The organism is Reyranella sp., from assembly GCF_030651995.1.
Taxonomy (GTDB): Bacteria; Pseudomonadota; Alphaproteobacteria; order Reyranellales; family Reyranellaceae; genus Reyranella.
Genome location: NZ_JAUSBN010000019.1, coordinates 1 through 23,958, shown reverse-complemented (window position 1 = coordinate 23,958; position 23,958 = coordinate 1). Strand labels below are relative to the sequence as shown.

Below are 23,958 nucleotides of genomic sequence, written 5' to 3'. Positions count from 1 at the left end.
CGCAGCGCTCCGGATGCCACCGGTTGTGGAAGGGGCGCAGGGCGTCGAACCACAACACAGGTGTCATCCTGTGCGCAGCGAAGGACCCTTCTCTTTCTCTCAGGGACTGTCGAGGCCCTTCGACTTCAAGATCTTCCCGTTCTCGGGATTGGCGAGCGCCAGCAGAAGCGCGTTGGCGGCGGCGCGGTTGCCGGAGGCCACGGAGATGCCGCCGGAATAGATCGTGTAGTTCTGCAGCATCAGCGGGATCGGGCCGACGAACTGCACGCCCGGCACGCCCATCAGCTCGCTGCTCTGCTGGAGCGCGACGTCGGCCTTGCCGTCGACGATCTGCTCGGCCGCCAGGCCTCCCTGGACCAGCACGCTCTTGGGCTTGAGCTGGTCGGCGATTCCCATCTGCTGGAAGAGCTGGGCGACGTAGATGCCGCTCGACCCGCCCGAGGCCGGATCGACGTAGGCGACGGCACGCGCCGCCAGCAGCGCCTTCTTGAATCCGTCGGGCTCGGAAATGTCGGGTACCGGCGCGCCCTGCTTGATGGCCATGCCGACGCCGGCGCGGGCCAGTTCCTTGGCGCTGCTCTCTTCGATGCGGTTGCCCAGGAACTGGGCCATCGGGATCGGCGGGATCACGACGACGTCGAAATGTTCGCCGGCGGCGACGCGCTTCTGCAGGGCCCCGGTCGTGCCGCTGTCGATCGTGACCTTGTGGCCGGTCTTCTTCTCGAAGTCGGCGACGATCTCGAGGGCGGCCGGCTTGTAGGCGCCGGCGGTCAACAGCTTGAGATCGGCGGCCGAGGCGCGGCCTGCGGCGAGGGCGAACAGAAGGACGAGCAGGACGCGCATGGTTTCCTCAGGCTGGCGTGCCCATGACGTAGGGCTTCAGCGCAGCATACATCAGCGCGTGTGTCGGTGTCGGGACATTGTGCTTCCTGCCCAGCTCCACGACCTTGCCCGACAGCCAGGGCAGCTCGATCCGGTTGCCGCGCAGCAGGTCGACCGCCATGGACGCCATCAGGTGCGGCGGGGCATTGCGGTTGAAATTGAAGGTCCGTTCGACGATGTCGGCGGGCAGGGTGACGCCCAGGGCGCGCCCGACCGCGGCCACTTCCTCGTAGGCGGCGCGGAACATCGCATTGATGTCGGTATCGTCACGCAGCTTGCCGACCGGCAGGCGCGTGAGCGCCATGACGCCGGCATTGGAGGCCAGCAGGACGAACTTGATCCAGAGATCGGTCAGGATGGCCTTGCTCAGCACGCCCTCGATGCCGGCTTTCCCGCACATCTCCGCGAACGCCACGGCGCGGGGGCTGCGGCTGCCGTCGGGTTCGCCGAACACCATGCGCATGACCGTGCCGGTCTGGCGGATCAGCCCCGGCTCGGCGATGGTCGCGCTGATGTTGGCGACGCCCGGCATGACGGCGCGGGCGCCCAGGATCGGCACCAGGCGCTCGTGGGCGTCGACGCCGTTCTGCAGGGTGATGACGGCGGTGTCGGGCCCGATCATCGGCTTGATTGCCGCGCCCGCGCTCTCGACGTCCCACAGCTTCACGCAGAACAGCACATAGTCGACCGGGCCGACTTCGGCCGGATGCTCGGTGGCCTGCGTCGGCTGTAGATGCGTGTTGCCGCGCACGCTCTCGATCCTTAGCCCATCCTTCTTCATGGCCGCGAGATGAGCCCCGCGGGCGATGAAGGTGACGTCGGCACCGGCCTGCGCGAGCGACGCTCCATATCCCCCTCCGACGCCGCCGGCGCCGACAACCGCGATCCTCATCGAACTCGTCTCCTATGCCGCGGTGATGCTGCCGACCAGCAGGCAGCCCACCCGACCGCTCAGCCGTATCGGCACGGTGATGTCCAGCCGCAGCGCATAATCCGACGCCAGTTTGCGCTCGTTGCCCTGCACCGCCACCGTCGCATCGCCGTGGGGACTGTAGGCAATGTGCGTTCCGGGTTTCAGGATGAGCGTGCGGTCCTCGTCGAGGATGGCGATGTCGACCTTCACCTGGGCCCGGGCACCGATCAGGTTGACGACCTCCACCGGCCCGGCCTCGAGCCGGCTCACGATCGGGGTCTCGCCGGCGAAGCGCACGGGCCGGAAGGGCTGGCGCACGTCGATCTCGCCTTGGGGCGTCTCCAGCACCAACCCGCTGCCGGAGACGAGGACCTGGACGCGATCGTAGCCGGTATAGTCGGAGAAGGGTCCGGGCTGCACGATCGGCGTGCGGCCGAACCGCCAGACATCGCCCGAGAAGGCGATGTCGACGGTCGTGCCGCCGCCGTTCTTCCACGGCGTGCGGAGATAGCCGGCGGGATCGAGCAGCGTGATCATGGGCTGCCCGTTACGGTGCGAGCGTGACGTTCAGCGTCTTGCCGACCGTGTCGTTCCAGGTCTTGACGCACTCCGGGCCGCAGCGCTTGGCGAAGGACGGCAGGATCGCCTTGGTGAGCGCGTCCTTGCGCAGGGCCTCGTCGGCGGGCGTGATGGGCACCAGCTTCATGCTGGCGGGCGCGCCTTCGCTGCACGGGCCGGTACCGGTGTTGCAGTTGATGCCGGTCTGCGTTTCGGTCCGCGCCTGCTCGAAGATCGACTTTTCGAGCTTTTTCAGTTCGGTCTGCAGGAAGGCCTGGATCTTGGGGTCGAGCGAATTCCACCACTTCAGGTTCGCGAGCTGGGCGGCCACGCCGAAGTTGATCGGCATCGGCGAAATGAACTTCGCGGACTCGTGCCACTTCGACTTGTAGCCCGACAGTGCGCCGGTGATGGCGCAGTCGACCACGCCGCTGGCGAGCGCGGGCTGGACCTCGGCGAAGGCGATGTTGAGCGGCGAGGCGCCGATGTGGGTGACGAAGGCCTGCTGCGAGGCGCCCGACGCGCGGATCTTGCGGCCCTTCAGGTCGGCGATGGTGACGAAGGCATCGCGGCAGTAGAGGACCTGCGCCTGGTACGAGCCGAAGCCGAGAAGCTTGATCCCGTGCTTCTCCTCGAGGAACTTGGCGTAGGCCGGCCGGATCGCGTCGATGACCTTCTCGAGTTCCTCGACCGAACCGACGAGTCCCACCAGGTCGGCGGCTTCGTTCATCGGCACTTCGCCGGAGTTGTAGTTGAGGACGGTGGTGGCGAACTGCAGCGTGCCGCTGGAGACGAGGCGGAAGATCTCGCCGCCCTTGAAGCCCAGCTCGGTGAAGGGCTTGACCTGCACCTTGAGCGCGCCGCCCGATTCCTTCGGCACGGTCACCGTCCAGAAGGGCAGTTCGCGGCTGGTGTACATCGACAGGCCGCCGATGCTGCCCACGACGTTGAACGAGGTCGAGGGCAGGGCCGGCGGCGTCTGCGCCGCCGCGCTGCCGATGGCGAACGAGCCGGCCAGAGCTGCCGCCGCGACGAGAGTCTTCAGGGACATGAAATCCTCCTTTGATGAAGTCAGGCTTTGAGAAGGGCCGGCAGCCACAGGGCCAGCTGGGGAAAAGCAATCAGGATGCCGATCATGACGAGCATCATCATCACGAACGGCAGCGCACCGATGCAAAGGTCGGAGAAGGCGCCGCTGCGTCGCACCGCCTGTACCACGTATAGGTTCAGGCCGACCGGCGGGGTGATCAGCGCGGCCTCCATCAGGATGACGAAGACGATGCCCCACCAGACCGGGCTGTAGCCCAGCGCCACGATCACGGGAACGACCACCGGCGTGGTGGCGATCATCATGGACAGCGTCTCCATGAAGCAGCCCAGGATCAGGTAGAACACGACGATGGCGATCAGCATGCCGAGCGGCGACAGGCCGAGCGCCAGCACCGTGTCGGTGATGGCCTTGACGAGGCCGATCGACACCATGACGAAGTTGAGGAAGAAGGCCGCGATCACGATCAGCATGACCATGCAGGTCGTCCGCACGGTGCCCTCGAAGGCCCGAAGCAGGACCGGCACGGTAAGCTGGCCGTTGGCCGCGACCAGGCCCAGCGTGGCCATCAGCCCGAGCGCTGCGGCCTCGGTCGGCGTGGCAATGCCGGCATAGATCGATCCCACGACGACGAGGAACAGGCCAAGCGGCGGCAGCAGGTTCTTCAGGCCGGAAAGGCGTTCGTGCCAGAGGTTCGCCGTCTCCCGCCGGGGGCCGGCCCATTGCGGGCGGAACAGGCAGAGCGCCAGCACCATCAGCGAAAACAGTCCCGCCAGCATGAGGCCGGGGATGAACCCTGCGGCGTACAGGTCGGCAACCGACGTGTCCGTCAGCACGGCATAGATGATCATGTTGATCGAGGGCGGGATCAGGATGCCCAGGGTGCCGCCGGCGGCAATCGAGCCCAGGAACAGCGGCCGGCTGTAGCCGCCTTTGTCCATGTTGGGGATGGCGACCGTGCCGATGGTGGCGGCCGTGGCCACCGAGGAGCCCGAGGTGGCCGCGAAGATCGCGCTCGCCGCGATGTTGGTATGGATCAGGCGGCCGGGAATGCGCGCGAACCATGGGGTCAGCGCCGCGAACAGCCGCTCGCTCATGCCGGACCGGTGCATCAGCTCGCCCATCATGATGAACATGGGCGCAGCGATCAGGATGAAGTCGTTGGACGAGTTCCAGGCAAGCTCGCCGATCGCGCCGGTCATCGGAAAGAAGGCGAAGCGCTCCGAGAGGACATAGGCCATCAGGCCGAGCGCGACCGCGACCGGCAGGCTCATTCCCACCAGGACGACGAGCAGGGTGAAGGCCGTGCCGATCATCGCGGCGTCCCGTTCGCGGGCGGTGCCTGCTCGACGCCGGCCTGGCTGATTTCCTCAGCGACGCGCAGGCTGCCGATCAGCGCGTCGAAACCAGGACCGTCGCCGGCCAGAAGTCGCATCACGGCCTGGATCGGCAGCAGCACGGCGACGCAGGCGAACCAGAAGATGCCGACCCACCAGACGGACTGCGGCAGCGCCATCGGCGTCTGGAGGGCCGACACCGACTTGGCGTTCATCGCCATGGACTGGGCGAGCGTGCCCCAGCAGAACCAGGCGAGCGCGACGGCCAGCAGCGCCATCGACAGGGCGGCGAGGAGGTCGAAGGCGACCCGGACGGGCCGCGGAAAGGCGTCGAGCAGGATGTCGACGCGGATGTGCGTCTTGGAGGTGGTGGCGAAGCCGAGGCCCAGGCCGATACAGGCAGCCAGGGCATAGCCCGACATTTCGAAGCTCTCGACCATGCCACGCTTGAAGAGGTAGCGGGTGATGACGTCGATGGTGATGAGTCCGCTGCAGCCCACGAGGATGATGGCGCCGCCGACCCAGGCGAGGATACGCGAAATGCGCTGGGGCCACGGTTCGGGCGGCAGGAGGCTGGAAGACTCACTCATATACGCATTACTCCCCGGAATGACGGCGCCCCGCAGCCATCAAGACCCGAAGCAATGTCCAGGCCATGCCCCTTGTATTCTGCCCATTGGCCGCCCGCTAGGGCACGATCCTCTCCTTGCGGAAACGCGTCAGCAGGCGCTCGAACATGGCCTCGCTGTCGACAACCTCGTGGAAACCGTGCAGCCGGCTCTTGGTGACGTCCGACATCACGTCCCAGTCCGAGCCGAACACATAGTCGGCGAACGGCCAGGCGACGAGCTGGCCGAAGTCGAACTTCTTCAGCCGGTGCTTCTTCGTCATCTCCGCCCACAGGTCCGCCTTGTCGGCCATCTGCTGGGTCAGGCTGATGGTCTGCAGCTCGCCCACCTGCATGTCGAAGACCCGGGCGATCCGCGGCCAGACGTTGCGCCAGCGGAAGTAATCGCCGTTGGTGATGTTGTAGGCCTGGTTGGCGGCGCGCTTCTCGGTGGCGGCCCACAGCGCCGCGCTGGCGAAATGCGAGGACTCCGTCACCTGGTAGACCGTGCCGTAGGCGCCGGGCTTGCCGGGAAAGCGCAGCGGCAGGCCGAGTTCCTTCGAGATCGCGGCATAGACCGCGATGGCCGGCATGATGCTCATGGCCGTGCCGGGCGCGAAGCCGCAGAGCGTCTGGGGCCGCAGCTCCGTCCAGCTCCATCGCTTGCCGCGCTGGAAGCCGGTCAGCCAGTCGATCTGGTCGAAATAGAAGTCGGGCGGCATGTGGCGCGGATCGGTCTCGCGCATCGGCGTCTTCAATGGGCCGAGATGCGTGCCGTAATACTTGGTGCCGGTGACCAGCACGACGCGCTGCAGGCTGCGCGAGGTCTTGGCGATGGCAGTGACCGAGTTGACCAGCATGTCGCGGTTGGGGACGATCACGGAGGCATAGCCTGCTGCATTGCCGGTGCCCGCCTGGAACGCGGCGTAGAAGACGTGCGTGACGTCGCGCAGATCCTTCAGCTTCGCGGCGACGTCGTCGAGGTCGAGCAGATCGACCGATACGTGCCGATAGCGCGGCCCATCCTTCTCCGGCCGGCGCGACAGGCCCACCACCTGCCAGTCGCCCTCGGCCACCAGACGCTCGACGATGTAGCGGCCGATGACGCCAAGGGCGCCGACCACGACGGCTTTCTTCTGCATGCTTCTACCTCGTCGTCGCGATGGTGCCGTTGGCGATCAGCGTGTCGATCTCGCCCGCCGTGTAGCCATGCTCGCCGAGGACCGCGCGGCTGTGCTGGCCGGGGACCGGTGCTTCGGCGCGAGCCGTGCCCGGAGTCGGCGGCAGCATGCCGGGCAGGGCGGGGACCGGCACTTTCGTCGGTACGCCGGCCTGTTCCAGCCAGTGTATGAGGCCGGTTTCCTTGACGTGCGGCTGATTGATGAAGTCGGCGTAACTGTTCAGCCGTTCATGCATCAGCTTCGCAGCGGTGAGCTTCTCGCTCCAATGCGCTGAGGGTTTTGCCTCGATCATCGGCCGCACGATCGCATAGAGCGCCGCTTCGTTGGCAAGACGCGCCGCCGGCGTGGCGAAGCGTTCCTCGTGCGCCAGCGCGGGCACCTCCATCAACGCGCAGAGGCTCTGCCAGTCGCTGTCCTTGAGGGCGAGGATCGACATCCAGCCATCCGCGGTCCGGAACACGCCGCCGGGCACGCCGCCCGGTTTCATGGTGCCGCCCTCGAGATGGCAGGCCATCAGCCGGATCGACTGCAGCGCCGTCGCCGATTGCATCAGGCTGACGTCGATGTAGCGACCTCTGGTTTCGTCGCGGCGCGCATAGAGCGCCGCGCTCACCGCCTGGAAGGCATAGAGCGCGGTCGACATGTCGACCACGATCACCGGCACGCGATGGGGAATGCCGTCCTCGCCGCGATTCTCCGCCATCATGCCGGTATAGGCCTGCAGCACGGGGTCCATCGCCGGCCGCTCGGCCAGCGGCCCGGTCTGGCCGAAGCCCGAGATCGACACGTAGAGGAGGCGCGGCACGCGGGCAGAGACGGCGGCATAGTCGAAGCCCAGCCGCTTGATGACGCCCGGCCGGAAGCCTTCGAGGAAGATGTCGGCATCCTCGAGCAGGCGCCACACGATCTCCTTGCCGGCCTCGCTCTTGAGGTCGACGGACAGGCTGCGCTTGCCCATGTTGCCGATGATCGAGAAGGCGCTGTGGCTCCCGTAGTGGACGCCCAGGGTGCGCGCCCAGTCGCCCTCGCCGATTCCCTCGACCTTGATCACCTCGGCGCCGTGCTGGGCCAGCAGCATGGCGCAATAGGGGCCGGCGATGCCCTGGCTCAGGTCGACGACCTTGAGGCCGGCAAAGGGCGCGTCGTAGCTCATGCGAGCTTGACCAGCATCTTGCCGAAGTTCTCGCCGCGCAGCAGGCCGATGAAGGCGCGGGGTGCCTTGTCGATGCCTTCGACGATGTCCTCGCGATACTTGAGCTTGCCGTCGCGGATCCATTCGCCCATCTGGCGCATCGCGGGCCCGTAATGCTGTGCGAAGTCGGTGACGATGAAGCCGCGCGCCATCACGCGCTTGCCGACGAAGGTGCCGAGCAGGCGCGGGCCCATCGAGGCGCCGGTCGCGTTGTACTGCGAGATCGAGCCGCACAGCGCGACCCTGCCGAAGAAGTTGATGTTGCGCAGGACGGCATCGGTGATCTCACCGCCGACATTGTCGAAATAGACGTCGGGTCCGTTGGGGCAGGCGGCGCGCAGCGCGGCGTCGAGGTCCTTCTCGGCCTTGTAATCGATGCAGGCATCGAAGCCGAGCTCGTCCTTCACGAAGGCGCACTTCTTCGTGCCGCCGGCGATGCCGACGGTGCGGCAGCCCATGATCCTGGCGATCTGTCCCACCACCTGGCCGACGGCGCCGGAGGCGGCCGAGACCACGACCGTCTCGCCGGGCTTGGGCTGGCCGACGTGCAGCAGGCCGAAGTAGGCGGTCATGCCCGGCATGCCCAGCACGCCGTTGGCGGTCGAGATCGGCGCCAGCGAGGGATCGACCTTGCGCAGGGCCGGCCCGCCGCCGATCGCATATTCCTGCCAGCCGAGGCGATCCTCGACGATGTCGCCCACTTTGAAGTCGGGATTCTGCGAGGCCACGACCTCGCCCACCGTGCCGCCGGTCATCACTTCGCCGAGGCCGATCGGCGAGGCGTAGGAGGCGGCGTCGCGCATGCGGCCGCGCTGGTAGGGATCGAGCGAGAGGTAGTGCACCTTGACCAGCACCTCGCCGTGGCGCGGCTCGGGCACCGGCGCCTCCTCGACGCGGAAATCGGATTCGGCGGGTTCGCCAGGCGGGCGGCGCACGAGGACGACGCGGCGGTGGGTCTTGGGGATGCTCATGAGCGGTTGCCTCCGATTTGCTTTGGGCCCCACCATAGCGCGGGATTTGCAGGAGCTGCCATGCCGACGATCCGCCGTCTTTCGTTCATCGGACTAGAATATTCCTTCGCGCCGGAGAAGGCCTACGGCATGTCGCGCGGCGGCGGGTTCCGCCGCCAGGGCGGGCTGGTCGAGGTCGAAACCGACCAGGGCGTGAAGGGAATCGGAGAGGCCTTCGGCAATCCGCTGGTGACGCGGGAGTATTTCCGCATGCTCGAGCCGATGTTCCTGGGCCGCAGCGTCTTCGACTTCGATCATGTCGAGGCGAGGGTGCGCAATGCGATCTATCATCTGGGCGTCGGCAACCAGCTCACGTCCTGTCTCGCCGGCATCAACGTCGCCTTGTGGGATGCGATGGCCCGCGGCTTCGGCGTGCGCGTCTGCGACCTGATCGGCGGCTGCGGCGCGACACGCTTCCCGGCCTATGCCTCGACCGGCTTCTTCTCCGACGATCCCGATCGCCAGCTCGAGCACATGATGGCGGAGGCGGCGGCCCATCCCTATGCCGGCGCCAAGATCAAGATCGGCCGCGGCATTCGGAGCGACGTCGAGCGCGTGAAGCTTGCCCGCGAAGTGCTGGGGCCCGACAAGCTGCTGCTGGTCGACATCAACGGCGCCTATACGGCCGACGTGGCGCTGGAATGCGCCCGGGCGATCGAGCCGTTCGACGTCCACTGGATCGAGGAGCCACTGCCGCCGGGCGATTTCCGCGGTTATGCCGAGTTGCGGGCGCGCTCGCCGATCGCGCTGGCGGCCGGCGAGGCCCACCACACGGTGCGCGACTTCCGCGCGCTGATCGACGGGCGCTGCATCGACATCGTGCAGCCTTCGATCCCCGGCGTCGGCGGTATCACCGAAGCCAAGCGCGTCGTGGCGCTGGCGCATGCGCAGAACCTGCGGGTCGCGCCGCATGTCTGGGGCGGCGCGGTGGGCCTCGCGACGGCCTGCCACTTCCTCGCCGCGCTGCCGGCGACCCCGCACACCGACCATCCGCCGCATCCTTCGATGCTGGAATACGACATGAGCGACAACGAGCTGCGGACCAAGCTGCTCAAGGCGCCGCTCAAGCTCGAGGATGGGCACGTCCTGCTGCCGGAAGGGCCCGGCCTCGGCATCGAGCTCGATATGGATGCGGTCGAACGCTACCGGGTCTGCTGATGCCGCCGGTCAAGGTCGATCCGGACAAGGTCCGCCTTTTCGAAGATGCGGGAAGCTTCTACGCCTGGCTCGGCAAGCATCACGGCACGGTGGACGAACTCTGGATCAGGATCTTCAAGATCAAATCGGGGGTGAAGTCGATCACGAGCAAGGAAGCCATCGACGCCGTTCTTTGCTGGGGCTGGATCGACGGCATCTGCAAGGGGCTCGACGAAAAGAGCTTCCTGCAGCGCTATACGCCGCGCCGACCCAGGAGCATCTGGAGCCAGGTCAACGTCGACAACGTCTCCCGCTTGATCGACGAAGGACGCATGACGGCGCACGGGCTGAAACAGGTGGAGGCCGCGAAGAAGGACGGGCGCTGGGCGCGCGCCTATCGGACCAAGGGCTCGACAATTCCCGATGATCTGCAGGCCGCCATCGACGCCGAGCCCAAGGCAAAGGCGATGCTGGCCCGGCTCAATGCGCAAAACCGCTTCGCGCTCGCCTTCCAGCTCAACAACATGAAGACCGAGGCGGGACGAAAGAGGAAGATCGCGGCCTTCGTCGAGATGCTGAAGCGCGGCGAGACGCTCTATCCGCAGGGAAAGAAATAGTCTTCAGCGCAATGTCGGATCCAGCCGTTCGCAGTGCGGTCGTTCGTTCGCCGCTGCACAAGTCCGCGAAGTGTACGCATGAACTAGGAAAATAGTCGGCGAAGGCGTACACTTACTTCGGCAACTCGGGGGAGAAACATGCCGATCACCAATCGTCTCTATGCAGAATTTCTGGGGACTGCGTGGCTGGTGCTGGGCGGCTGCGGCAGCGCCGTTCTCGCCGCCGGCTTTCCGCAACTCGGCATCGGCTTCGCAGGCGTGGCGCTCGCGTTCGGCCTCACCGTCCTCACGATGGTCTATGCCGTGGGCGGGGTGTCGGGCGGTCATTTCAATCCGGCGGTAACGGTCGGGCTGGCCGTGGCAGGCCGTTTTCCCTTGGGCGAGGTCATTCACTATGTGGTCGCCCAGGTGCTGGGCGGCATCGCCGGGGCCGCCATCCTCTATGTCATTGCGACCGGCAAGGCCGGGGCCGAGATCGGTAGCTTCGCGACCAACGGCTATGGTGATCACTCGCCTGGCAAGTACGGGCTGGTCTCCGCGCTGGTCATCGAAGTCGTCATGACCTTCGGCTTCGTGACCATCATCCTGGGCGCGACCGACAAGCGCGTCAGCCCGGCGGTGGCGGGCCTCGCGATCGGCCTCGCGCTCACGCTCATTCATCTGGTGAGCATTCCAGTGACCAATACGTCGGTGAACCCCGCGCGCAGCACGGCGCCGGCGCTGTTCGTGGGCGGCGCGGCCCTGTCGCAACTCTGGCTGTTCTGGGTGGCGCCGCTGCTGGGGGGCGCGATCGCCGGCGGTGCCTACGGTCTGCTGCGCAGCAAGGACTGACGGGGTCGTCCGGGCGCTGTAGAGTGGGGTTCAACCCTGGCCAAAAAGAGGACGATCGTCATGTTCATCAGGAGACTGGCCACGCTTGCCCTGGCGGGACTACTGCCGTTCGCGGCCGCCGCCCAGCAGGACGTCGAGGTGAAGTTCCGGTTCAAGGAAAATCCCAACAGCATCACCGGCTGCATCCAGGCCGATTCGTCCTTCACGCGCGTACACACCTTCAAGATCGTCAATGGCCAGGTCGAATTGAGGTCGGCCGGCGGCATAGACGTGAAAATGAAACTGATCCGGCCGAACATCTACGAGGGCCGCTACGACCTCGGTCGCATGAACATCATCTACACAGCCGACCTCGGCGCCACGCCGCCGAGCCTCGTCGCCCAGAGTCGGGACGGTGGCTGCAAGTGGAATGCGGTGAAGGCCTGACTTTTGCGGCGTTCGCATTTGATTGACGTGTGACGTCGGTGCGACGGTCAATTCCGTTCAGCGTCACGATATTGACGCTGATGGCCCTGGTCGTGGTGCCGCTCACGAGCGTGCTGCTCTGGCTCGGCTGGCGTTCTGTCGATCTGCTCGAACAGCGCAGCGCCGACCAGAAGGTCTCCCGTCTCGAATCGGCGGTGGAGGACTTTCTCACCGCCGGCCTGCATGTGGTGGTCTCAGTCGGCCAGACCCTTGCCTTCGGCCCGAGCTTCAACGCCACGGAAAATCCGGTGACGGACGAAGACCGCCGGCACCAACTCGTCGCCATGCTGAGACGTCATCCGGCGGTGCAGTCGGCGTTCGTCGGCTATACCGACGGCAGTTTCATCTATGCCGGGCGGCCGGAAACCTTCAGCATCGAGCAGCGGCTCGAACTGGACGCGCCGGATGGCGAGTCGATCATCGTGCGGGTGATCGAGGCGGGGGCGCCTCCGCGGACGGAGACCTACTGGTTCCATCTCCCGGACGGCACTCAGGGTCCCGCCCGCACGACCACGACCAGCTTCGATGCCCGCATCCGGCCCTGGTACGTCGAGGCGATGAAGGCGAAGCAGGCGATCCTGACCGAGCCGTATCGCTTCGCCCAGACACCCGACGCCGGCATCTCCGCCGGCATCCCGCTGCGCTCCGGTCTTGGCGTCATGGGCTTCGATTTCACGCTCCGGACGCTCTCGCAGTTGCTTACTGCCTACAAGATCACCGCCAATTCGGTGATCGTGGTCGGTCATGCCGGTGGCGCGGTCGAAATCGAGTCGGAGCCCTGCGCGCCGACGCTGCCCGGCTGCCTGCCGTCGGACGAGCTGGTGCGACAGATCCTGCGCAAGTCCGTGGTGGAGGCGGTCGCAACCGATGCGAAGATCGATCGCCAGGTCGAGGCCGGAGGCCATGTCTATCGTGTGATCGTCCATCGCATGCCGCCGTTGCTGGGGCAGCGCTTCGTGATCGCCGCGGCAGTGCCGGTGCGGGAGCTGACGGCCGAGTCCCAGGTATTGCTGCAACGGGCCGCGATCGCCGCGGCGCTTGCCGTCGCGCTTGCGGTGCTCGGCGCGTTGGCCGCGTCGCTGATCCTGTCGCGCTCGATCGCGCGTATTGCCCTCAAGACCGAGCGCATCCGCCAGCTCGATTTCTCGGACCGGCAGCCCGTGCAGAGCCGCATCACGGAGATCGCCCGCCTGTCCGATGCGGTCGAGAACATGCGCTCCGGGCTGGAGATCTTCGGGCGCTACGTCTCCAAGACTCTCGTGCAGCAGATCATGCGGTCGCCGGCGAGCAGCGGCGTCGGCGGAACGCGTCGCGAGGTCACGGTGATGTTCACCGACATCGAGGGCTTCTCGTTGCTCACGGAGACGATGGAGCCGGAACTGCTGACCAGCCGCCTGTCGCGCTACTTCGAGGCGCTGGGCTCGGCGATCTCGGCCAATCGCGGCACGATCGACAAGTATATCGGCGACAGCATCATGGCCTTCTGGAATGCGCCCGAGACCGATCCGGATCATATCGCCAATGCCTGCCGCGGCGCGCTGCAGGCCGCCGCCGCGGGTCATGCCTTGTCGGAGAAATGGCGCGAGCGCGGCCGGCCGGGTTTCCGCACGCGCTTCGGCCTGCACACCGGTCCGGCGGTGGTCGGCAATGTCGGTGCGCACGAGCGCATCAACTATACGCTGGTCGGCCAGGTCGCCAACCAGGCGTCGCGCCTCGAAGGCATGAACAAGGTCTACGGCACCGAGATCCTGGCGAGTGGCGAGGTCGCCGGACCGACTTCCGGTCTGTTCGTGTGGCGGCACATCGACCGCGTCGTGGCCGTGGGTACGACGGAAGCGCACGACGTCTATGAGCCGATGGGCGAGAACGCCAGCCGGACCGAACATGCCGCCTTTCTCGCCGCGTGGGAGAAGGCCCGCGAGGCTTATGTCGCGGGCCGCTTCGAAGAGGCATTGGACGGCTTCCGGGCCGCATCGGCGATGCGCGGGGAGGACGCGCCCCGTCACGTCTACATCGGGCGGTGCGAAACCTTCCTGCGCGAGGGTGTCCCGGCCGGATGGGACGGCACCTGGCACATGGACCGGAAATAGCGTCGAGCCGCCGGATCAGAACCGTACGGTTACGCCGAGCGTAAAGAACTTCGTGCTGTCCTGGTCGAAGATCGTCCCCACCAGCAGATCGAAATCGAATCTCGGATGGGCTGCCGGCGTGTAGCGCAGGCCCATCTGGTTGCCGATCACGCCGGGCTGGCGACCGAAGGCTTCCATCATCAGGGTGACGTCCCAGCCGACATCGACCTCGACCTGGCCGCCCCAGAAGAAAGCCGTGGGGTTTTCGTCGTTCAGATAGCTCCAGCCGGCATTCACGTTGATCCGGAATTTTTCAGTGACCGGAATGGTCACCAGGGCGAGCAGGCTGGCCAAACCCAGTTCACCGGTGCGCGCATTGACGGCTGCGTTCAGTCCCAGCGCGACACCCAGGCCTTCTGAAGCCGGCTGGAAATTGATCTTGATCTGAGGCCCGACCAGCGGGCCGGCGGCGATGTCATCCCAGTAGTGCTGGTAGGCTGCGCCGACCTCCAACCAGGGAATTTTCAGGAAAGTGCAGGCCGGCCCCACATTCGCGTATCCGTCGCCCGGCACGAAGCGCGACACCCACAGCTCGAGATGGCAGGTGCCGGGCGTCTCGACCTCGGAATCGTCGACGATATGGGCGCCGCCGGCGGCCAATGTCGGACTGGCAAGGATGGCCGCGACCGCCCAGAGCAGTGTGCCGAGGAAGAGACCATGGCTGTTGTTTTTCAAGCGGCGAGAATTTCGCCCGGCACCGTTACACGCGCAAGTCGCCTTCGGTACGCATCAACGCCCGCACATGGGCGGCGACGGACTCGGCCAGGGCGGCGAGGTCGTACCCTCCCTCGAGGACGGATACGAGGCGCCCGCGGCAGTGTCGCCCGGCGATGGCCAGAAGCTCGTCGGTCAGCCAGACGAAGTCCTCGGTCTCGATGTCGAGCTGCGCCAGGGGGTCGCGCCGATGGGCATCGAAGCCTGCCGAGACGATGATGAGGTCTGGTGCGAAGGTGTCGAGTGCCGGCAGAAGCCGGTCGCCCCAGGCCGCCCGGAACGTCGTGCTGCCGCTGCCGGCGGGCAGGGCGGCATTCACGACGTTGCCATCGACGCCGCGCTCGCGCGGCGAGCCGGTGCCGGGATAGAGCGGATACTGGTGCGACGAGGCGTAGAACAGGTCGGGGTCGGTCTCGACCACGGCCTGCGTGCCCTGGCCGTGATGCACGTCGAAGTCGATCAGGGCGATGCGCCGCAGGCCGTGGGCCGCACGCGCATGCAGGGCGCCGATCGCGGCGTTGCTGAACAGGCAGAAGCCTCCGGGCACGTCGGGCGTCGCGTGATGGCCGGGCGGACGCACGGCCGCGAAGGCAGTGTGGGCCTTTCCGCCCAGCACGCCGTCGACGGCGGCCACGACGGCGCCGGCGGCGTGGCGGGCGGCATTGGCGCTGCCGGCGCTCATCACCGTGTCGGCATCGACATGGACCAGCTCGCCTTCCGGTGGGCGAATGCCCAGAATCGCGTCGACATAGGCCGGCGGATGGACACGCGTCAGCTGCTCGATCGTGGCGGCGGGCGCAATCAGACGGGTGAGAGTCGCGAATTCCTCGTCGGCCAGCGCCGCAGTCACCGCGCGCAGCCGGTCGGGCCGCTCGGGGTGATAGTCGCCGGTATCGTGCTCGAGAAACGACGGGTGGCTGATCAGCAGCGTCATGCATCCCCCTCTAGCGCGGTTCGGCGATCTGCGACAGAGTCACCCGCAACCCATCGATCGCTGTGAGGTTGTTTTGTCCAAGTTGAGCTGTCTGGTCGCCGCCGCCCTCGTCCTCTTCGCCGGGCAGGCGTCGGCCCAGGAAACCACCTTCCGGCTGAAGAATTCGATGGCCTATCCGATCGCCCAGCTCTCGGTTTCGCCGACCCAGCTCAACATGTGGGGGCCGAACTTCCTGCGGCCGCCGGCCATCCGGCCGGGCGAGGCCCGCGAAGTCTCCTACCGGGCGCCGACGGACTGGTGCATGGGCGATCTGAAGGTCACCTTCGCCGATGGCGGTCCGCCCGCCGTCTGGGGCTACTTGAACCTCTGCACCCTGAAGAACATATCACTCCACTACGACCGCATGAGCGGCATCACCACCGCCCGTTACGACGAGTAGCAACATGGACGCCTTGCCGGGTCTGCCGTTCGACAACAGCTATGCGAGGCTGCCGGAGCGGTTCTATGCCCGGCTTGCGCCCACGCCGGTGGCGACGCCACGGCTGGTGAAACTGAACGAGGTGCTCGCCCTGCAGCTCGGGCTCGATCCAGGCGCGCTCGCGTCCCCCGAGGGTGTGGAGATGCTGGCGGGCAACCGCGTGGCGCCGGGTTCTGAGCCGATCGCGCTCGCCTATGCCGGTCACCAGTTCGGCAACTTCGTGCCGCAGCTCGGCGACGGTCGTGCCATCCTGCTGGGCGAGGTCGTGGACCGCGCCGGCCGGCGCCGCGACATTCAGCTCAAGGGTTCGGGCCCCACGCCCTTCTCGCGCAACGGCGATGGCCGCGCGGCGGTGGGACCGGTGCTGCGCGAATACATCGTCAGCGAGGCGATGGCAGCGCTTGGCATCCCGACGACGCGCTCGCTGGCCGCCGTCACCACCGGCGAGCCGATCTGGCGCGACGGCGAGCTGCCGGGCGCCGTGCTGACGCGCGTCGCCTCCAGCCACGTGCGCGTCGGCACCTTCCAGTTCTTCGCCGCGCGCGGCGACACCGAGGCGTTGCGCCTGCTCGCCGACCATGTGATCGCGCGGCACTACCCGGAGGCCCGCGAATCCGCCGAGCCTTATCGTGGGCTGTTCGAGGCGGTGATCGGCGGACAGGCCGCCCTCGTGGCCAGATGGCTTCACGTCGGTTTCATCCACGGCGTGATGAACACAGACAATTGTTCGATCGCGGGCGAGACGATCGACTACGGCCCCTGCGCCTTCATGGACGCCTACAATCCGGAGACGGTGTTCAGCTCGATCGACCAGCAGGGGCGGTATGCCTACGCCCATCAGCCGGGCATCGCCCACTGGAACCTGGCGCGTTTCGGCGAGACCCTGCTGCCGCTGCTGGCCGACGACAGCGACAAGGCGCTGGCGATTGCCAATGAAGTGCTGGGGACCTTCCGCCAGCACTACGCGACGGCGCTTATCGGTGGTCTGCGCCGCAAGCTCGGTCTGTTCACCGAGGAAGAGGGCGACGCCGCGCTCGCCCAGGACCTGCTCAACGCCATGACCGGTGGTCTCGCCGATTTCACCCTGACCTTCCGCCGACTGGGAGATGCCGCTGCCGATCCCGCGGCCGACGCGGAGGTCCGCAGCCTGTTCGGAGACAAGCCTCAAGCCTTCGACGCCTGGGTCCCGCGCTGGCGCGAGCGCCTCTCTCGCGAATCGCAGGACGGCGCCGACCGGCGAGCGGCGATGCATGCGGCGAACCCGGTCTATATTCCCCGCAATCACCGGGTCGAACTGGCGCTGACCGCCGCGGCCGAACGCGAGGATTACGCGCCGTTCGAGGAGTTGCTCGCGGTGCTGGCAAAGCCGTTCGAGGAGCGGCCGGAATTCTCCGCCTATGCCGAGCCTCCGCCGCCCGATGAGCGCGTCTACAGGACCTTCTGCGGGACGTAGGGCCGAGCGAAGCTCGGCCATCATCAGAGATTGATCGCGGTCGGCCTCGCGTCCTTCCAGTCGATCCACCGGTCGAGATGCATGAAGCGTCCATCGTCAGTGCCGATCTCGCGGGCGATCAGGGCGTTCAGCTTGCCGTTCATCATCGCGATCAGGTCGCGGTTGCGCTCGAAGTCGTGCGCGAGGTTCACGATCTCGTCGGGATCGTTCACGAGGTCGTAGAGTTCGAGGTCGTTCTTCGCCCGGAGTTCCTCGAGAGTCGCCGGCGCGTTGAAGCCTTGGAACGAGAAGTAGCGGCTGAACTTGTAGCGCTCGTCGACGATGGAGCGGATGCAGACGCGCAGCTTCCAGTCGACGGGGAACGATTCGATCTTCCTGAACTGGTCCGATCGCGCGATCGATTTGTCCTGCAGGGTCTCGTAGAGGGTCCGCGTGAAGTTGGCGTCGTGCACCATGAGCTGGCTGTAGCAGAACAGGGTGCCGCCACGGTTCTGGGTGAAGGCGGGATTCACCGGCTGGCGCAGCAGGGGCGAGAAATCCTGACCCTTCATCCGGTTCATCGTATCGGCCACCGGCACCGTCGACTTGCCCGTGAGCGCAACGATGGTCGGCACGAAATCGAGATGCGAGGTGAGTTCGAGGCAGCGCTGGCCGCCCTTGATCTCCGGATGGACCACCAGCATCGGCACGTGATTCTGCTGGCGGTAGGTGGTCGTGCCCTTGCCCTGCAGGCCGCCATGGCTGGCCAGCAGCTCGCCGTGATCGGAGGTGAAGATCACGATGGTCTTGTCGGTGAGACCCAGCCGGTCGAGCTGCTCCAGCATCTGCACGATCTGCTGGTCGGCGTCGCGAATGGCGTTGAAGTAGTAGTTCTGCCTGAGACGCATGCGCCACTCTTCCTGCGGGATCAGCCCGGTCAGGATGGCATTGGCCCCCTTGTAGATGCGATGCGCCGGCACGCGGTCGGGCGTGTCGAGCGATTGCCGCCAGGTCTTCTGCAGCGGGATCTCGTTCCATTCCCGCCGGTAGAAGGAATCGTCCGGCGGATGGTCGATCTTGAGCTTGGCCTCGACCGCCTGCACCGGCTTATCGCCGCGCTTGTCGGTGTTCACCCACATGACGTCGTGCGGGTTCACGAGATTCACCGCGAGATACCAGGGCTGCTTCCTGTCGGTCATCGGCCGGCCCTTGGCCTTCAGCCACTGGATGGCCTGCGCCGCGGTGATCTGGTCGTACTGGTAGCCGCCCTGCGCGCCTTCGATGAAGTCGCCGACGCCGGTATAGTCGTAGAACCCGTAGTCGCGATCCATCATGGTCTCGAACAGCGCCTTGATGTCGCCGGCGTGGTTCTCCATCGCCATCGCACCGTTCAGGTGCCACTTGCCCTTGTAGGCGGTGTAGTAACCCATCCTGCGCAGGATCTTGCCGATGGTCGGCAACGCCGGATCCAGGCTCTTCATGTAGGGCACGCCGGCATTGTCGAAGATGCCGTTCAGCGGCATGTGCAGGCCGGTATAGATCACCGCGCGCGAGGCCGAGCACATGTCCGCCGCGATCTGGTGGTTCTCGAAATAGGTGCCCGTCGTGCGTAGCCGCTCGTGTCCCGGCAGCGGTATCGGCCAGCCGGGACCCATGTAGTGCTCCTGGTCGGTCAGGATGAAGAGGATGTTGTAGCCACCGTCGTTCGAGCCCGGCGCCTCCGCGGAGGGAAAGGCCGATTCGGTGCCGCCGGTGATGCTGGTCGTCTGCGCCTGGGCGGGGGTATCGCAAGCGGACGTAGCGGCGAGCGCGGCGCTGCCGGCGATGAAGGACCTGCGCGATGGATCAGTCATGGCTTCCCCGGTGAGAACTCGCTCAGCTCGTAGCACCGAATCGCGGCCGGCGCGCAAGTTCGAGGAGCCGCGCACAATCGACATGCTCTTCCAGGTGATCGGCCAGCCGGTCGAGCGTGTCCTCGATTCCGGCCTCGTAGTCGAGACCGGACCTGTTGGCGCCAATCCATTGCAGCCAGTGACGCCGCTGGCGATCGTCTGCCAGCAGACCGTGGATGTAGCAGCCGGCCACCCGACCGCTCGCGTCGATCGCGCCGTCAGTGCCGCCGCGGTCGAGATCGAACAGCGGGCGCGTGGTCGTGGTCGTTCGGCCGACATGCATTTCGTAACCCTTGAACGGCACGCCTTCCGCCACGGTCTTGCCGGTCACCTCGACGAGGACCTTGTCGCCGCCCATCACGGTCTCCGCCTCGATCAGACAAAGCCCTTCGACACTGCCGGGCGGCCCTTCGATCCCCTCGGGATCCGAGATGCGCCGGCCGAGCATCTGATAACCGCCGCAGAGGCCCAGCACATGGCCACCGCGACGCAGATGGGCCTTGAGGTCGATCTCCCAGCCGGCCTCGCGCAGGGTGGCGAGATCGGCAATGGTGGCCTTGGAGCCGGGCAGGATGACGAGCCTAGCGTCGCCCGGGATCGGCTCGCCGGGTCGCACGAAGACGACATCGACGCCCGGTTCCTGGCGCAGCGGATCGACATCGTCGAAGTTGGCGAGGTGCGGATAGGCCAGCACGACGACCTTCACGGCACCGCCCGGCGCACTGCGCCCGGGCAGGCTGAGCGCATCCTCCGCAGGCAGCCTGATGGCGTCGGGGAAATAGGGCACGAGGCCAAGCGCCGGCCAGCCGGTCCGGTTCGCGATCAACGCCATACCGCCGGCGAACAGGCTCGGATCGCCGCGGAAGCGGTTGACGAGGAAGCCCACGATCATCGCGGCGTCCGCGGGATCGATCACGGCTTTGGTCCCGACCAGGCTCGCGATGACGCCGCCGCGGTCGATGTCGCCCACCAGCACGACCGGTACGTCCGCCGCCCGCGCGAAACCCATGTTGGCGATGTCGTCGGCGCGCAGATTGACCTCGGACGCGGAACCCGCGCCCTCGACCAGCACGAGATCGGCTTCGGCAGCCAGACGGCCGAAACTGTCCAGCACGGCGCCCAGCAGGCCGGCCTTGATGGCCTGGTACTCGCGCGCCCAGGTGTTGCCCACGACGCGGCCCTGCACGATCAGCTGGGCACCGATATCGCTCTGGGGTTTCAGCAGCACCGGATTCATGTGGACGCTGACGTCCACCCGTGCCGCCCGCGCCTGCAGCGCCTGGGCGCGGCCGATCTCGCCGCCGTCGGCCGTCACCGCCGCATTGTTCGACATGTTCTGCGGCTTGAAAGGAAGGACCCGCAGCCCTCGCCGGACGAACACCCGGGCGAGGCCAGCGACCAGCAGCGACTTGCCGACATCGGAGCCGGTCCCCTGGATCATCAGCGCGCGTGCTTGCATGGGCCCTCCAAACCGGGGCAAACTGTTTCTTGAAAATTGCATTTAAAGTGCGAACTACAGATTCATACGCGGGATTTCAGCAACCTATCCGGAGTGAACGTGCGCCCCAAGAAGCGCATTCAGGGAGCGTGATGTCGGTTTCGAAACGGTTGGGGGGGATCTTGGCAGGCGCGCTCGTTGCGGCGTGGCGAGTCTCGGCCCATGCCCAGGGGATTCTCGACGACGAGCCTCCCATGACCTTCGCCGAAGGTTTCATGCAGGGCGTCGGCCTCCCGGTGATCAGCCTCTATCATCTCGCCGCGATGATCGGCATCGGCATCCTGGTCGGCATTGCCGCGCGTGGCATCGTGCCCGTGCTGGCTTTCGGGCTGGCCGCCATCGCCGGCGTGGCGATCCAGCTTAGTCCGTATGAAATCCCGGCCGGCGGTACCTTCGTGGCGCTGACGACCATGGTGATCGGCCTTCTGATCCTGCTGCGCCAGCCGCTAAGCCCCAAGGTGGCGTCGGCCGTCTTCGCCGTCGCGGGACTCGTGCACGGCTATTCGATGGGATCTGTACTGGTCGGTGCCGATACCGTGCCGATTGTCGCCTATGTCTCGGGCCTGCTGCTCGCCCAGACGGTGCTGGGAGTCGCATCCTGCGCGATCACCCTGGGCGCAACCAAGTGGCCCGCGCAGCGGACGGCGCTGATGATCGCGGGCTGCCTCGTGATGGTGGCCGGTGGAGTCGCCGCCATCGAAGCGGCCGGCCTGGTCGGCTGAGCTTGGCGCTCCCGCGAAGGGTATGACCATCCTCGTTCTTTCGTTCATTCGGTGGAGTAGATGACGCATCCGGTTTTCGACGCGGCCTTCCGGGCCGAGCTCCGCGAGCTCGTCCTGTGGCGGCGTGACGTGCGGCGCTTTCGCACCGATCCGGTGGCGCGCGAGCGTATCGACGCCTTGCTGGAAGTGGCCAGCCATGCGCCGTCTGTTGGACTGAGCCAGCCCTGGCGGTTCGTGCATGTCCAGTCGGCGGAACGCCGCCGCGCCGTGGTGGAGAGCTTCACCGAAGCCAACGAGGACGCGCTTGCCGGCTACGACGGCGAGAAGCATGCGATCTATGCCGGCCTGAAACTGGCGGGCCTCAAGGAAGCCCCTGTCCATCTCGCGGTCTTCTCCGACGACGGCACGCATACCGGCAGCGGCCTCGGCCAGCAGACCATGCCCGAGACGCTGCACTATTCCGTGGTGGCTGCGATCCAGACCCTGTGGCTGGCGGCGCGTGCCGACGGGATCGGCATGGGCTGGGTCTCGATCCTCGATCCGAAGAAAGTGACGCGTGCACTCGACGTGCCGGCGGGCTGGAACCTCGTCGCCTATCTCTGCCTCGGCTTCCCGGCCGAGGAGCATCTCGACCCCGAACTGGAGCGGCATCACTGGGAAGTGCGCAGCGACATCAGTGACGTCGTCTTCACGCGCTGACGCTTTGACACCCGGTTCGCCCCGGTCATTATTGGTCCTCATCATCGGGGGCAGCGCGTGACTTCAGGGGATCGACCGGCAGAGCAATCGATCTCCGATGGGGCGTTGTATTTTCTGGCGGCCCTGTGCGGCCTGGCCACTGGCGTCTTGGGTGCCGCCTTTCATCTCGTCGTCGACACGCTGGTTCACTGGCCGTCCTGGCTGGTTGCACGTCTCGGTTCTGGCACCCTGACCATCGTCGCAGCGGCGGGGATTGCCGCCATCGCCCTGGTCGCGTCCTTCCTGCTCACGCGTCGCATCGCACCGGAAGCGGCCGGCAGCGGCGTCCAGGAGATCGAAGGCGCAATGGAGGGGCTGCGCGACGTGCGCTGGCGGAGGGTGCTGCCGGTGAAATTCGTGGGCGGCGTTCTGGCGCTCTCGTCCGGTCTCGTCGCCGGGCGCGAGGGTCCCACCATTCACATGGGTGCGTCGATCGCGCAGGCCGTGTCGGAGCGCATGAAGCTCACCGAGGCGGAGCTGCGCGGCCTGCTGGCGGCGGGTGCCGCGGCCGGCCTCGCGGCCGCCTTCAACGCGCCACTGGCGGCGATCCTTTTCGTGATCGAGGAGACGCGCAAGCAGTTCCGCTACACGCTGCGTTCCTACACCGCGGTGATCATCGCCTCGACGGCCAGTGCCATCGGCATGGAGCTGGTGGGCGGTACGGCGCCGCAACTCAAGCTCGACAATGCCGAGATGCCGCTGTCGCTGCTGCCGGCGTTCGTGGTGCTGGGGATATTCCTGGGCGGGCTGGGCCTCGTGTTCAATCGCACGCTGCTCTTCCTGCTCGACTGGGTGGCGACCACGTTTCGCAAAGTGCCGTTCGTGCCGGCGCTCGTGGTCGGGGCGGCCATCGGCGCACTGGCCATCGTGCTGCCGCAGGCCGTGGGCGGCGGGGAGCTGCTGATTCCCGGCCTCGTCACCGGCAACCTGTCCATCCAGATCCTGCTGCTGCTGTGCCTGTTGCGGTTCGTCGGCGTCATGCTGAGCTATCCGGTGGGTGTTCCCGGCGGCATCTTCGCGCCGCTGCTGACCCTTGCCACCACGGTGGGCCTGATCGCGGCGGCGCTGCTGCAGATGGCCGTGCCGCTGCCGCCGCTGGCGGGCGCCGCCTTCGTCATTGCCGCGATGGGTGGCCTGTTTTCCGCCTCCATCCGCGCGCCGCTGGTCGGCGTCGTGCTGGCCGCCGAACTGACCGGCGGCTACGCGCTCATCCTGCCGCTGATCGTGACGTGCGTGACGGCCAATGCCGTCGCCCAGGCGCTGGGCAGCCGGCCGCTCTACGAGCTGCTGCTGGAGCGCACCTTGCGACTTGCGGGGAAGACACCGCCACCGCCTGTCACGACCGGCGTGCCGACGCCTGTCGGTATGGACGACCAGCGCGGCGCTTAGAGCGTAATGAAAGCTCCCGTCGTCTCGACCGGAGCGCCCCCTCGGAAGCCCTCGGGGCAGGCTCCGGCGCGAAGCGGAGAGACCTTTGCTCCACCAAGAGCCGGCCAATCGTAGAGAGAAGGTCTCTTGTGTGCGGCGCTGGTGCCATGATGTGCGAACGGGCGGCTGCTCCAACAACCGCCCGTCGCCGGATCTGAGCCCGTAGGTCTCCAAGGCCTGAGCCTGTAGTGGAGCGAGGGACAGGTCCGGTGTCT

At 66.7% G+C, this 23,958-nt stretch carries 23 protein-coding genes; 10 read left to right on the top strand and 13 right to left on the bottom strand.

Translation table 11 applies throughout. The features are described from left to right. Positions 1–99: 99 nt before the first annotated feature. From Q7V45_RS04430 to Q7V45_RS04390, 9 genes are all read right to left on the bottom strand, one after another. A complete protein-coding gene (locus tag Q7V45_RS04430; RefSeq protein WP_304847616.1) occupies positions 100–843 on the bottom strand; it encodes a substrate-binding domain-containing protein in 744 nt (247 codons plus the stop codon). A 7-nt stretch (positions 844–850) separates the two neighbouring features. Next, positions 851–1,774: a 2-dehydropantoate 2-reductase gene (locus tag Q7V45_RS04425; RefSeq protein WP_304847613.1), complete on the bottom strand. Its 924-nt coding sequence runs from the start codon at positions 1,772–1,774 to the stop codon at positions 851–853. Between the two features lie 12 nt (positions 1,775–1,786). Beyond that, positions 1,787–2,332, bottom strand: a complete 546-nt coding sequence (locus Q7V45_RS04420) for a HutD family protein (protein ID WP_304847608.1) — start codon at positions 2,330–2,332, stop codon at positions 1,787–1,789. Positions 2,333–2,342: 10 nt separating this feature from the next. Then, positions 2,343–3,404, bottom strand: coding sequence for a TRAP transporter substrate-binding protein (locus Q7V45_RS04415; protein ID WP_304847605.1), 1,062 nt, complete (start codon positions 3,402–3,404; stop codon positions 2,343–2,345). 20 nt (positions 3,405–3,424) lie between these two features. Next, complete coding sequence (locus tag Q7V45_RS04410; protein WP_304847602.1) at positions 3,425–4,717, bottom strand: TRAP transporter large permease; 1,293 nt, start codon at positions 4,715–4,717, stop codon at positions 3,425–3,427. Continuing rightward, positions 4,714–5,328, bottom strand: coding sequence for a TRAP transporter small permease subunit (locus Q7V45_RS04405; RefSeq protein WP_304847599.1), 615 nt, complete (start codon positions 5,326–5,328; stop codon positions 4,714–4,716). The genes Q7V45_RS04410 and Q7V45_RS04405 overlap by 4 nt, the downstream gene beginning before the upstream one ends. Positions 5,329–5,425: 97 nt before the next feature. Further along, complete coding sequence (locus Q7V45_RS04400) at positions 5,426–6,487, bottom strand: SDR family oxidoreductase (protein ID WP_304847596.1); 1,062 nt, start codon at positions 6,485–6,487, stop codon at positions 5,426–5,428. Positions 6,488–6,491: 4 nt separating this feature from the next. Continuing rightward, positions 6,492–7,679, bottom strand: coding sequence for a CaiB/BaiF CoA-transferase family protein (locus Q7V45_RS04395; protein WP_304847593.1), 1,188 nt, complete (start codon positions 7,677–7,679; stop codon positions 6,492–6,494). Continuing rightward, on the bottom strand, positions 7,676–8,689 hold the full coding sequence (locus tag Q7V45_RS04390) for an NADP-dependent oxidoreductase (protein ID WP_304847590.1): 1,014 nt from the start codon (positions 8,687–8,689) through the stop codon (positions 7,676–7,678). The genes Q7V45_RS04395 and Q7V45_RS04390 overlap by 4 nt, the downstream gene beginning before the upstream one ends. Before the next feature lie 60 nt (positions 8,690–8,749). On the opposite strand from Q7V45_RS04390, the gene Q7V45_RS04385 reads away from it, so the two are divergent. The 5 genes from Q7V45_RS04385 (at position 8,750) to Q7V45_RS04365 (ending at position 13,868) form a co-directional block, all read left to right on the top strand. Beyond that, a complete protein-coding gene (locus Q7V45_RS04385; protein WP_304847586.1) occupies positions 8,750–9,886 on the top strand; it encodes a mandelate racemase/muconate lactonizing enzyme family protein in 1,137 nt (378 codons plus the stop codon). Beyond that, positions 9,886–10,482 (top strand): YdeI family protein, encoded by a 597-nt coding sequence (locus Q7V45_RS04380; protein ID WP_304847582.1) that lies wholly within the window; start codon positions 9,886–9,888, stop codon positions 10,480–10,482. The genes Q7V45_RS04385 and Q7V45_RS04380 overlap by 1 nt, the downstream gene beginning before the upstream one ends. Positions 10,483–10,620: 138 nt before the next feature. Further along, complete coding sequence (gene aqpZ, locus Q7V45_RS04375; protein ID WP_370692556.1) at positions 10,621–11,313, top strand: aquaporin Z; 693 nt, start codon at positions 10,621–10,623, stop codon at positions 11,311–11,313. A gap of 60 nt (positions 11,314–11,373) precedes the next feature. After that, positions 11,374–11,739 carry a hypothetical protein gene (locus tag Q7V45_RS04370; RefSeq protein WP_304847579.1) on the top strand — a complete coding sequence of 122 codons (366 nt, stop codon included), beginning with the start codon at positions 11,374–11,376 and terminating at the stop codon, positions 11,737–11,739. Positions 11,740–11,819: 80 nt separating this feature from the next. After that, on the top strand, positions 11,820–13,868 hold the full coding sequence (locus Q7V45_RS04365; protein ID WP_304847576.1) for an adenylate/guanylate cyclase domain-containing protein: 2,049 nt from the start codon (positions 11,820–11,822) through the stop codon (positions 13,866–13,868). A gap of 15 nt (positions 13,869–13,883) precedes the next feature. On the opposite strand, the gene Q7V45_RS04360 is transcribed toward Q7V45_RS04365, so the two are convergent. Together Q7V45_RS04360 and Q7V45_RS04355 are read right to left on the bottom strand one after the other, a co-directional pair. Next, complete coding sequence (locus Q7V45_RS04360; RefSeq protein WP_304847572.1) at positions 13,884–14,582, bottom strand: hypothetical protein; 699 nt, start codon at positions 14,580–14,582, stop codon at positions 13,884–13,886. Between the two features lie 25 nt (positions 14,583–14,607). Further along, positions 14,608–15,555 carry a histone deacetylase family protein gene (locus Q7V45_RS04355; protein ID WP_304847569.1) on the bottom strand — a complete coding sequence of 316 codons (948 nt, stop codon included), beginning with the start codon at positions 15,553–15,555 and terminating at the stop codon, positions 14,608–14,610. Positions 15,556–15,628: 73 nt separating this feature from the next. Between Q7V45_RS04355 and Q7V45_RS04350 the strand changes: the two genes are divergently transcribed. Next, the gene (locus Q7V45_RS04350) at positions 15,629–15,994 is read left to right on the top strand and encodes a hypothetical protein (RefSeq protein ID WP_304847566.1); all 366 of its coding nucleotides are present in this window, start codon (positions 15,629–15,631) and stop codon (positions 15,992–15,994) included. Between the two features lie 4 nt (positions 15,995–15,998). Then, complete coding sequence (locus Q7V45_RS04345) at positions 15,999–17,486, top strand: YdiU family protein (protein ID WP_304847561.1); 1,488 nt, start codon at positions 15,999–16,001, stop codon at positions 17,484–17,486. Between the two features lie 23 nt (positions 17,487–17,509). Here the strand turns inward: Q7V45_RS04345 and Q7V45_RS04340 are convergent, their stop codons facing one another. Beyond that, positions 17,510–19,318 carry a sulfatase-like hydrolase/transferase gene (locus Q7V45_RS04340; protein WP_304847558.1) on the bottom strand — a complete coding sequence of 603 codons (1,809 nt, stop codon included), beginning with the start codon at positions 19,316–19,318 and terminating at the stop codon, positions 17,510–17,512. Between the two features lie 22 nt (positions 19,319–19,340). Continuing rightward, entirely contained in the window at positions 19,341–20,816 is a 1,476-nt protein-coding gene (locus Q7V45_RS04335; RefSeq protein ID WP_304847555.1) for a cobyric acid synthase, read from the bottom strand. A gap of 131 nt (positions 20,817–20,947) precedes the next feature. Between Q7V45_RS04335 and Q7V45_RS04330 the strand changes: the two genes are divergently transcribed. From Q7V45_RS04330 to clcA, 3 genes are read left to right on the top strand one after another with little or no spacing between them, the layout of a single operon-like run. Then, complete coding sequence (locus Q7V45_RS04330) at positions 20,948–21,577, top strand: HupE/UreJ family protein (protein WP_304847552.1); 630 nt, start codon at positions 20,948–20,950, stop codon at positions 21,575–21,577. 60 nt (positions 21,578–21,637) lie between these two features. Continuing rightward, positions 21,638–22,276, top strand: coding sequence for a 5,6-dimethylbenzimidazole synthase (gene bluB / locus Q7V45_RS04325; RefSeq protein WP_304847549.1), 639 nt, complete (start codon positions 21,638–21,640; stop codon positions 22,274–22,276). Positions 22,277–22,333: 57 nt separating this feature from the next. Continuing rightward, the gene (clcA, locus tag Q7V45_RS04320; protein ID WP_304847545.1) at positions 22,334–23,704 is read left to right on the top strand and encodes a H(+)/Cl(-) exchange transporter ClcA; all 1,371 of its coding nucleotides are present in this window, start codon (positions 22,334–22,336) and stop codon (positions 23,702–23,704) included. Positions 23,705–23,958: the final 254 nt, after the last annotated feature.

Coding starts and splice junctions, on each gene's coding strand:
- Q7V45_RS04430 (WP_304847616.1), bottom strand. CDS start 843: ATGCGCGTCCTGCTCGTCCTTCTGTTCGCCCTCGCCGCAGGCCGCGCC.
- Q7V45_RS04425 (WP_304847613.1), bottom strand. CDS start 1,774: ATGAGGATCGCGGTTGTCGGCGCCGGCGGCGTCGGAGGGGGATATGGA.
- Q7V45_RS04420 (WP_304847608.1), bottom strand. CDS start 2,332: ATGATCACGCTGCTCGATCCCGCCGGCTATCTCCGCACGCCGTGGAAG.
- Q7V45_RS04415 (WP_304847605.1), bottom strand. CDS start 3,404: ATGTCCCTGAAGACTCTCGTCGCGGCGGCAGCTCTGGCCGGCTCGTTC.
- Q7V45_RS04410 (WP_304847602.1), bottom strand. CDS start 4,717: ATGATCGGCACGGCCTTCACCCTGCTCGTCGTCCTGGTGGGAATGAGC.
- Q7V45_RS04405 (WP_304847599.1), bottom strand. CDS start 5,328: ATGAGTGAGTCTTCCAGCCTCCTGCCGCCCGAACCGTGGCCCCAGCGC.
- Q7V45_RS04400 (WP_304847596.1), bottom strand. CDS start 6,487: ATGCAGAAGAAAGCCGTCGTGGTCGGCGCCCTTGGCGTCATCGGCCGC.
- Q7V45_RS04395 (WP_304847593.1), bottom strand. CDS start 7,679: ATGAGCTACGACGCGCCCTTTGCCGGCCTCAAGGTCGTCGACCTGAGC.
- Q7V45_RS04390 (WP_304847590.1), bottom strand. CDS start 8,689: ATGAGCATCCCCAAGACCCACCGCCGCGTCGTCCTCGTGCGCCGCCCG.
- Q7V45_RS04385 (WP_304847586.1), top strand. CDS start 8,750: ATGCCGACGATCCGCCGTCTTTCGTTCATCGGACTAGAATATTCCTTC.
- Q7V45_RS04380 (WP_304847582.1), top strand. CDS start 9,886: ATGCCGCCGGTCAAGGTCGATCCGGACAAGGTCCGCCTTTTCGAAGAT.
- aqpZ (WP_370692556.1), top strand. CDS start 10,621: ATGCCGATCACCAATCGTCTCTATGCAGAATTTCTGGGGACTGCGTGG.
- Q7V45_RS04370 (WP_304847579.1), top strand. CDS start 11,374: ATGTTCATCAGGAGACTGGCCACGCTTGCCCTGGCGGGACTACTGCCG.
- Q7V45_RS04365 (WP_304847576.1), top strand. CDS start 11,820: ATGGCCCTGGTCGTGGTGCCGCTCACGAGCGTGCTGCTCTGGCTCGGC.
- Q7V45_RS04355 (WP_304847569.1), bottom strand. CDS start 15,555: ATGACGCTGCTGATCAGCCACCCGTCGTTTCTCGAGCACGATACCGGC.
- Q7V45_RS04345 (WP_304847561.1), top strand. CDS start 15,999: ATGGACGCCTTGCCGGGTCTGCCGTTCGACAACAGCTATGCGAGGCTG.
- Q7V45_RS04340 (WP_304847558.1), bottom strand. CDS start 19,318: ATGACTGATCCATCGCGCAGGTCCTTCATCGCCGGCAGCGCCGCGCTC.
- Q7V45_RS04335 (WP_304847555.1), bottom strand. CDS start 20,816: ATGCAAGCACGCGCGCTGATGATCCAGGGGACCGGCTCCGATGTCGGC.
- Q7V45_RS04330 (WP_304847552.1), top strand. CDS start 20,948: ATGTCGGTTTCGAAACGGTTGGGGGGGATCTTGGCAGGCGCGCTCGTT.
- bluB (WP_304847549.1), top strand. CDS start 21,638: ATGACGCATCCGGTTTTCGACGCGGCCTTCCGGGCCGAGCTCCGCGAG.